This is a genomic window from uncultured Gimesia sp. (genome assembly GCF_937919775.1).
GTDB lineage: Bacteria > Planctomycetota > Planctomycetia > Planctomycetales > Planctomycetaceae > Gimesia.
On sequence record NZ_CALFPF010000761.1, the window covers coordinates 1 to 9,094 of the forward strand.

Genomic DNA, 9,094 nt, shown 5'->3' on the forward strand with positions numbered 1-9,094 from the left:
GTCAAGCATTAAATGTCTTAGTGGACAAAGGCCGGTTTTGTAGTGACCAATCCGCAAAAAATTCTCTTCTGTGGGCCACCTGATGACCAGACCTCTGAGTTGAGAGAACAATTCTCAACGAACAACTATCTGGTGGTCACCCCGGAAAATCTGGCGGAAGGGATTGCAGAGTTTGATCAGGGAAATGTCTCAGCGCTGGTCGTCCCCGCCACTTCCGGAGTTTTGCCCCTCGCGTTGATTCAATCGGGCACGCTGCTGGAATATTTACCGCATGCCGTTGTCGTCCTGGATGCCGACTTGCGAATTCTCTGGTCAAATCACCAACTCGGCGAATTATGCGGTCAATCGGGTTCTTTGGTCGGACGCCCGTTTTACGATGCCTTTGGTGCTCCCGAAATTTTAGGGCCGGACTTCAGCCCGTTTCATACCGCGTTTTCCACACGTGCCATCGCCAAAAGCGGTTTGCGTGTCGGGGATAAAAACTACTTCGACGTGGAAGTCATGCCGGTGCTGACCGACGTGGAAGGCAAACTGGAACCGATTCATCTGGTCGCCAGTGTCCGGGATATCTCCGAGGAAGTTCTGCAGCGGCAAAAACTGAATGCCATTTATCAGGCAGGTCTGGAGCTGGGCGATCTCTCTCCCGAAGAAGTCTTCGAAATGACAGTCGAAGACCGCGTTGAGTTATTAAAGGCCAAAATTCTGCACTATACGCAGGATCTGCTGGAATTTGAAACCGTTGAAATCCGCATTCTGGACAAAGCCACCAATCGACTGGATGTGTTGCTGGCGGTAGGCATGGAACAGGCGGCGGCGGATCGCACGCTGTTTGCAGAACCCGAAAAAAACGGCGTTACAGGTTTCGTGGCCGCCACGGGAAAAAGTTACCTCTGTGAAGACACCACCCATGATCCGCTCTATATGACGGGGGCTCCTAATGCCCGCAGTTCATTGACGGTGCCTTTAAACCTGCACGATGAAGTCCTGGGTACATTCAATGTGGAAAGCCCGCATGCCGGTGCCTTTGATGAAAATGATTTGCATTTTCTGGAGCTGTTCAGCCGGGAAGTTGCAATTGCTTTGAATACGCTCGAATTACTGGTGGTGGAAAAATTAACCACCGCTTCTGCGAGTACTGAGTTAATTATGCGTGGGGTCGTCGATCCGGTCGACGAAATCCTCAACGATACTGCCTGGATTCTGGAGCGTTATATTGGTCATGAACCTAGTGTGTGCGAGCGATTGCAGCGTATCCTTAAAGACACTCGCCACATTAAGCAACTGATTCAACAGGTGGGAGAAGAAATCGCTCCCCAGGCGCCCCATCATCATAAAGTGCCCACGATGAGACAGGTAAATCCGAAGTTGCTCAATAAACGGATTCTGGTCGTTGACAGCGATGCCACTGTAAGAAGGGCTGCCCATGAATTGCTGGGTCGTCTGGGTTGTGAAGTCGAAACAGCCCATGATGGCGAAGAAGCATTTCTGATGGTGCGCAGCTTTCATTACGATGTGGTCATCGCGGATATTCGTCTACCCGATATGAATGGCTATGAATGTTTTGCCCAGATCCGGGAAATTCATGAACACCTGCCGGTGATTCTGATGACCGGCTTTGGTTATGACCCCACGCATTCCATCGTCAAAGCACGTCAACTTGGTCTGAAATGTGTGCTCTATAAACCGTTTCGCCTCGATCAGTTGATTTCGGGTGTGGAAAAAGCAGTCAGTATCGCTGAAGACATCACGACCGAAACCCCCAACTGATCGCTCGGTTCCCTCCCGCCTGCTCTCGCCTCTGCTCCTTCCGCCAGAACATCAAATTTCCCGAGTTTTATCACAATAGGCTCGATTTCCGTTTTCGAGTGCGATATATTAAAAAACGTTAATATATTCGTCTTCTCCCCCGCCTTTAAATGCAGCATTCAACGAGGAGGCTGTTTTCCAGCCTGCATCGTGACTGCTGTTTGAGTTTTTAAAAACGATTTCATCAGCATCCCGGTTATCCCCACAAGGAGATTTTCATGTCAAATTCTGTCGACCGCCGCGAGTTTCTCAAGAAAGCGCTGATCGCGGGAACCGCGGTTCCCGCCTTCGCTTCTGCCCTGCCTCTGCCTTCACTGGAAGCGGCACCCAAAAGTAAAAGCCCGAACGAGAAATTGAATCTGGCGACGATTGGAGTCGCCGCCCGTGCTTATGCAAATATCAGCGGTACGAAATCAGAAAATTTCGTGGCACTCTGCGACATCGATGCCAAGCGTCTGGATATCGCGTCCAAAGAATTTCCCAATGCCGACACGTATGATGATTACCGCAAGGCTCTGGATCGTGAGGATCTGGATGGAGTTCTCGTCAGCACACCCGACCATATGCACGCGCCGGCTGTCGCGATGGCGCTGCGAAAAGGCTTGCCTGTCTACTGTGAAAAACCATTAACGCATTCCGTGTACGAAGCACGTGTGCTCACCGAACTGGCTGCCAAAGCCGGCGTTCCCACTCAGATGGGAAATCAGATTCACGCCACCGATAACTATCGCAAGGTTGTGGAAATGGTTCAGTCCGGCGTGATTGGGCCTGTCAGACGCGTGCATGTCTGGCTGGATGGCGGCGTGCGAACTGAAGGCAAACGGTCCAAGGAAAATCATCCTCCCGCCTACGTCAACTACGATCAGTGGATCGGGCCCGCTCCGTTTCGCCCTTATAATGAAACGAGTTTTCATTTCAACTGGCGTTACTGGTGGGATTTCGGGAACGGCCAGCTCGGCGACTTCGGCTGTCATTATATGGATCTCCCCTTCTGGGCGTTGAAGTTGAAGTATCCCAAAACCGTAGTGGCCGCCGGCGAGAAAGGACACGCAGGCGAGAATGAGTGCCCGAGCCTGATGCGCGTCGATTATGAATACGAAGCGCGTGAAGATCTGCCCCCCGTACACATGACCTGGTATCACGGCGGCTGGAAACCCAAAGGCGCAGAAGCCTACGAGAAAAACAGTGCCGTGCTGTTTGAAGGGGAAGACGGACGATTGCTCGCGGATTACGGCAGTAATAAGGTCTTCATGGAAGCCGGCAAGGAAGCCAAACCGGTTGAGCCTTATTTGACGCGTCCCGAAAGCCACCATATCGAATGGCTGAATGCGATCCGCACTGGCACACCGACAGGTAGTAACTTCGGTTATGCCGGTCCTCTGACCGAAACCGTCCTGCTGGGTAATGTCTCGTATCGTGTGGGACAAAAGAAACTCGAATGGGATGCAGAAAATCTCAAAGTGACCAACGTCCCCGAAGCCGCTCAGTACATCCAGCGCGAATACCGCAAAGGCTGGACACTGTAGTATGATTTAACGGAACGGATTTTCCGGTTCGTTCCACACAAATAAAAACAGCCTGCTGATTCAGTTTCAGCAGGCTGTTTTCGTTTTGACTGCGTTGGGATTATTTGTATCTCACAACGGTTTTATAGTTTGGTGCAAACAGCCGTGGGCCACGGCTTTTGTAAACCACTCTGCCTGGAGAGTAGTAAGAGTAGGTCGCAACAGGTGGTGCGTAGTAGGTTGTCACTGGCTGCACAACAACAGGCGCGGGTTGATAATAAACGGGGGCCATCACAGGCGCCGGCACCAGAGCCGGATTGTAATAGGCGGTCATCGCGGGCACATAGTATGCCGTATTCACAGGGGCAGGCATCGCATACACGGGTGCGGGGCCGACATAAGGGAATGGCGAACTGTAATAGGTCACCCGACCACCGGCTTCGGTTACATTAACCATCAAAGACAGACTGGCAACCGCAGCCAGTCCCATCAACATTGTTCGGATTCGCATGAAACTAACTCCTGAAGAGAGGGAAATCGAGCTTGAAAAACAGGGGGCAGACAACTCGGACCGGCTCAACAATCTCCCGAAAGGCGATGCATCCTGCTTCCGGATCAAGCAAATCGCTGATCCCCACTCTGACTTCCCTGTAGTCCTCAGTTTGTCTCTTCACCTGGGCAAGTTGTACTGCTTGTATCGATTATACAGCGAACCGAGCCTGTGACTACCACTCAGTTCTCATTTTTTGGACCTCAGACAAATCAACGGACGGTGATGTGAGTCTGTTGCAACTCCTGAATTCCATTGATCTTACGCGTCCCGTGCGTGACGCGCCGCTTCGATCAGCCCCTGCATGTACCCAAATGCATGTAAACGGCCCAGCATCGTATAACCGGGCTCCCCCGCTTCCTCTCCCACCAGTTGAGGAACATGATCGGGGCGAATAGGACCGGTAAAACCGATCTGCTGGTAGGCTTTGATGGCGGCGTACATGTCGGTTGCCCCGTTATCGTGAAAGGTTTCGACAAAATGTTCGCGCGTTCCTTTGATGTCTCGAAAATGGACATATTGGATATGGCGACCCAGCCTCTGAATGGTGGCTGGAATATCCACGCCCATTTCCGCAAACGTTCCCTGGCAAAAACAGACCGCATTCGCCGGACTCGGCACAAGCTGCATCAGCTTTTCGAAATTCTCCACCGAGTTCATGATGCGTGCTTTGCCCATGAAGATATCGAGGGGCGGATCATCGGGGTGCATCGCCAGAGTCACGCCGCACGCTTCCGCATCAGGAATCAGCGCTGTGAGGAACCGTTCCAGATTGACCCAGAGTTCCGCGGCTGAAATCGTCGTCTCATTTTTCTCTCGTGTTGTTTCAGATAGAGAAACCGCCTGCTCCGCCTGATCGATATCAAAGCGGGTTACCAGAGCGCCGCCCCGTTCGCGTTCATCGAGTTTCGTACGTACCCAGTCCGTCCCCGCCATAAAGTTATAACAGAGAAACGGAATGCCGACCGCGCGCATATTCTGCAACAGTTCTTTCATCTCCGCGATCTCAGCTTCGAACAGATCATTTCCCAGTTTGATATTTTCGATGGGCAGATACCCTTCGATGGCAGCAATCTGCAGGCTAAATGCTTCGACTTGTTTTTTGATCGCCTCCAGCTGCTCCCGTCCTCGTCCCGGATAACGGATCGTGACGTGCGTCACGCCAATCTGAGCAAGTAACCGCAGGTTATCATCTGTGAACGGAGTCACAACAGAAGTCAGTTGCATGGCGGAATTCTTTCCATCGCTTCATACATTTGTTACGCATTCGAGTCCGATTCCTGCCGCTGCTGGCAGGAAAGCGTTTTTACCCTTAAATTCTGGACATTTATTTTTAATTTCACAATGACTGCCAGAAAGAATTCGAAGTTTCATTGTTTGAAAAGTCGATTTTTCTAAAAGTACGGTGATTTTGAACCACCAGGATTTCCACTTTCAGAAAGCAGGGCATGAGTCAAAATAGTCAATCCGTCTCCGGTGATCATAGTCTGCGGGAAATCGATTCCATCGCCGCAGAACTGGGGCTGAGCCGCAATGATTATGAACCTTACGGGCGTTATAAAGCAAAACTCGTACACGGGCTTGCGCAACAGCTCAATGACCGGCCACTTGCCAAATATATTGGCGTCACCGCAATCAATCCCACACCGTTGGGGGAAGGCAAAACCGTCACGACCATCGGACTGGCAATGGCGTTATCGAAACTGGGCCACACCGCGATCGGCACACTGCGTGAACCGTCATTAGCGCCCGTGTTCGGAATCAAAGGGGGCGGCGCCGGCGGTGGAAAATGTAAGTTAGAACCACAGGCAGACATCAATCTGCATTTTACCGGTGATATGCATGCGGTGACGACAGCCAACAATCTGCTGGCCAGCATCATTGATAATCATCTGAAACGCAGAAAGACGCCTGTGATCAATCCGGCGACCATCACCTGGCGGCGTTGCATTGATTTGTGTGATCGGGGACTGGGCCACATCGTAACCGGGCTGGGTTTTGTTCCCCAGGCACCATTGCGTGAGACTGGCTTTGATCTGTCGGCTGCTTCCGAAGTTATGGCAATTCTCGCTCTCGCAAGAAATCTGTCCGACCTGAGACAGCGACTGGGACGCATCGTCGTCGGCATGACTTATGAAAAGCTGCCTGTCACGGTAGAAGAGTTGGGCAGCGCCGGCGCGATGGCGGCGCTGCTGGTTGATGCCTTGCGTCCGAATCTGGTACAGAGTTGTGAGCAGACCCCCTTTCTCGTGCATACAGGGCCATTTGGAAATATCGCGCACGGTAACAGTTCCATCATGGCCGATCTCATCGCCATGCGTCTGGCTGATTATGTTGTGACGGAAAGCGGCTTCGGTGCCGATTGCGGTGCCGAAAAGTTTTTCGATATCAAATGCCGCCTCAGCGGTCTCAAGCCGGATGCGGAAGTTCTCGTTTGTACGGCCCGGGCTTTGAAACTGCAGAGCGGTCTGTTTGATGTGCATCCGGGCAACCCGTTACCCGCCGCACTGCTGGAAGAAAATCTGGATGCCATTCGTGCCGGTGCCATCAATCTGAAGGCGCACCTCGACATCATTCGACAATTCTCGCTGCCCGTCGTCGTGGCCATCAACGCCTTCCCTGATGACAGTGCGCGTGAACTGGAAGAAATCCAGCGGATTGCTTTGGAACAGGGCGCGACAGCCGCCGTCGTGACGGATGCCTTCGCGCGGGGCAGCCAGGGCTCACTCAAGCTGGCCGAAGCGGTCGTCAAAGCAGCCGCCCAGCCGAATCAGTTTGCCTGTCTTTATCCTTTGGATTTGCCCATCGAAGCGAAAATCGAAACGATCGCCACCAGAATCTATGGAGCCGCGTCTGTCTCTTACGAACCACTGGCACAGCATCGCATTCAGGAATACGAAAAACTGGGTTATGGAAATTTACCAGTCTGCATCGCGAAGACACAGTATTCCCTTTCGCATGATCCGAACTTATTAGGGCGCCCTCAGGGATTCACGTTTCCGGTGCGCGATTTGAAACTCTCCGCCGGCGCCGGCTTTCTGTATGCATTGTGTGGAGAAATTCGCACAATGCCGGGTCTGCCTTCGGAGCCGGCTGCCCAGCGGATCGATATCGACGAGTCAGGCAAGATTACGGGACTGCAATAACATTCGCGCCTGGTTGCCGACTACGCGAGTTCCGTGATGCGATACTGATTTTCCCCCGGCACAAACAGTTCCGATAACCAGGCAACCCCCAGTCCGGGTGTTTTCGGAGCCAGAATCCGCCCTTTCTCCACTTCGACTGATTTATTAATCAGTTGAGGATACAGGATTCTTAAGTGAGCCCGCAGACTTTCCTGCCAGGCGACGTTATTCGAACTGGCGGCGACATGCACGCCCGACAGCAGAGTCAGAGGACCCGTGCAGTCATGCATCACCACGGGCACATTATAAAACTGCGCCAGCCGTGTGATGTTTCGAGTCTGCGAGATTCCGCCGACCCACGTCGGATCAATCATCACAAAGTCGGCCGCCCGCTTTTCGAGCGCCAGGCGATAATCATCGGGGCCGTTGAACATTTCACTCACTGCCACCGGAATCTGCGCTTTGTCACGAAAATCACTCAGCGTATCCACGCAATCCACCCGCAGCAGATCTTCGGCCCAGAGAATGTCGTATTCCCGCAACCGTTTGGCGATGCGTAATGCCGGGGCGAGTTGGAAAAAACCATGACCATCGATGATGAGTTCAATTTTGTTGCCGAGCGTTTCGCGGATTTTTCGAAACGGTTCGAGTGCCTGTGTGATATCCTCATGCGTGATATGCAGCGGGCCGTTGATTTTGTGCGCGGCGAAATCGAGCGTCCAGACTTTTAACGCCTGATAACCTTCCGCGATCAGCGATTCCGCCAGCGCCACCGGTTCATTGACGGCGGACCAGTAATCATTCAAAGGCCCCTGGTTTCCCACCGAGCCATGACCGGGCCAGGTGTGAACCACGTCTTTCGAATCACTCGTGCCACCATAAGAAGGACCGCCGCAACTGTTATAGGTGCGAATTGATTCCTGCACACAGCCGCCGAGTAACTGCCAGATCGGCTGTGATGTTACCTGCCCGAAGATGTCCCACAACGCCAGATCAATGGCGGAAATCGCCCGCAGTTCTGTTCCCCGCGAACCAAAGTTGGTGGAACGTTCATACAGAAACCGCCAGTGCGCCTCGATATCGAGTGGATTCTTGCCCATCAGATAATGCGACATCCAGTCGTGAATCATCGCAGCGACCGCATGTGGAGCGTAATACGTTTCGCCACAACCCACAATTCCCTCACTGGTATGAATGCGTACCAGCAGCAGGCCGGGCATGATCGATTCGGCAATCGAGGTTTCTATTTTCGTGATCTGCATGGCAAATCCTTTATGATGTGGGGGACTGTTTTACGAATCTTGATTATTGGATGGGTTCGAATGGAAATAAAGGCCGCCTGCGATACTGATACTCAAACTGTTCCATGTCGGCGGATGTGACGCCCGGCGTATTCACGCGAATCAGATTCGGACAGACAGGGCTGTAAGCGGCCAGCGGCGCCTGCACTCCTTTCGCAACCAGAATCTGAAAGTCGGCGGGATCAATGCCGCAGGATGTTAACTGCCCCAGGCTGAAAGGGGGCGTGCGGTGACTGTTGAGCATGAGCGTTAATCCGAAATCGGTTTGCACCACCACCGTCGGCCCCATCTGATATTTGGTTTTCCCGCCATGACGGACCTGTGACTCGGTAAAAAAACCATCGTGGACGCTCAGCACGGTTACATCGGCGATCAGCGGTGTCCCGTGTTGATCATCGGTTTTGCCCCCCATCGCCAGTCCGGACAATGTGGCACCGGGTCCCGCCGCAATCGCATGTTGCGCCGCTGCGGGATCATACAGGCAGGCAAAACTTTTCGGCCCCTGGCGTTGTTGAATCGCGTGCAAAATCGTCGTGCCATCCGCGGGAGAACCGCCGCCGATGTTGTCGCCCATATCCAGAAAACAGATCGGGCCTTCCAGTTGTTCCGCCTGATCGAGCGCGTTTTCAATACTAATCAGTTGTGCCACAAATTCTTCGCGGCGGTTGATCAACGTTTCGCCCAGTTGATCGGCCAGTTGTTGCGCACGACTCGCATCGTTATCGGTGACTACGATAAACCCGGAACCCATCTCTTCGACATCCGCATACGGAAAACCCAGAATCACGCTGTTTGAAAGCACGCCAG

The 9,094-nt window shown here is 52.9% G+C and carries 7 protein-coding genes; 3 read left to right on the forward strand and 4 right to left on the reverse strand.

Going from position 1 to position 9,094, the window contains the following annotated elements; genetic code table 11:
• The first annotated feature begins 42 nt into the window (after positions 1 to 42).
• Both Q0294_RS21550 and Q0294_RS21555 read left to right on the forward strand, forming a co-directional pair.
• Positions 43 to 1,767 carry a response regulator gene (locus Q0294_RS21550; protein ID WP_299469571.1) on the forward strand — a complete coding sequence of 575 codons (1,725 nt, stop codon included), beginning with the start codon at positions 43 to 45 and terminating at the stop codon, positions 1,765 to 1,767.
• A gap of 257 nt (positions 1,768 to 2,024) precedes the next feature.
• A complete protein-coding gene (locus tag Q0294_RS21555) occupies positions 2,025 to 3,332 on the forward strand; it encodes a Gfo/Idh/MocA family oxidoreductase (RefSeq protein ID WP_299469573.1) in 1,308 nt (435 codons plus the stop codon).
• A gap of 100 nt (positions 3,333 to 3,432) precedes the next feature.
• Here Q0294_RS21555 and Q0294_RS21560 read toward each other — a convergent pair whose 3' ends face one another.
• Together Q0294_RS21560 and Q0294_RS21565 are read right to left on the reverse strand one after the other, a co-directional pair.
• Positions 3,433 to 3,822 (reverse strand): hypothetical protein, encoded by a 390-nt coding sequence (locus Q0294_RS21560; protein WP_299469575.1) that lies wholly within the window; start codon positions 3,820 to 3,822, stop codon positions 3,433 to 3,435.
• A 300-nt stretch (positions 3,823 to 4,122) separates the two neighbouring features.
• Positions 4,123 to 5,088, reverse strand: coding sequence for a mannonate dehydratase (locus Q0294_RS21565; RefSeq protein WP_299469577.1), 966 nt, complete (start codon positions 5,086 to 5,088; stop codon positions 4,123 to 4,125).
• A gap of 221 nt (positions 5,089 to 5,309) precedes the next feature.
• Between Q0294_RS21565 and Q0294_RS21570 the strand changes: the two genes are divergently transcribed.
• Positions 5,310 to 7,007 (forward strand): formate--tetrahydrofolate ligase, encoded by a 1,698-nt coding sequence (locus Q0294_RS21570; protein ID WP_299469578.1) that lies wholly within the window; start codon positions 5,310 to 5,312, stop codon positions 7,005 to 7,007.
• 20 nt (positions 7,008 to 7,027) lie between these two features.
• On the opposite strand, the gene Q0294_RS21575 is transcribed toward Q0294_RS21570, so the two are convergent.
• Positions 7,028 to 8,248, reverse strand: coding sequence for a mandelate racemase/muconate lactonizing enzyme family protein (locus Q0294_RS21575; protein WP_299469580.1), 1,221 nt, complete (start codon positions 8,246 to 8,248; stop codon positions 7,028 to 7,030).
• Positions 8,249 to 8,291: 43 nt separating this feature from the next.
• The coding region (locus Q0294_RS21580) for a M81 family metallopeptidase (protein ID WP_299469582.1) at positions 8,292 to 9,094 on the reverse strand (803 nt) is incomplete at its 5' end.

What these genes read in the sequence shown, in the direction of transcription:
- Q0294_RS21575 (WP_299469580.1), bottom strand. Translation starts at nt 8,248, where the DNA reads ATGCAGATCACGAAAATAGAAACCTCGATTGCCGAATCGATCATGCCC.
- Q0294_RS21570 (WP_299469578.1), top strand. Translation starts at nt 5,310, where the DNA reads ATGAGTCAAAATAGTCAATCCGTCTCCGGTGATCATAGTCTGCGGGAA.
- Q0294_RS21565 (WP_299469577.1), bottom strand. Translation starts at nt 5,088, where the DNA reads ATGCAACTGACTTCTGTTGTGACTCCGTTCACAGATGATAACCTGCGG.
- Q0294_RS21555 (WP_299469573.1), top strand. Translation starts at nt 2,025, where the DNA reads ATGTCAAATTCTGTCGACCGCCGCGAGTTTCTCAAGAAAGCGCTGATC.
- Q0294_RS21560 (WP_299469575.1), bottom strand. Translation starts at nt 3,822, where the DNA reads ATGCGAATCCGAACAATGTTGATGGGACTGGCTGCGGTTGCCAGTCTG.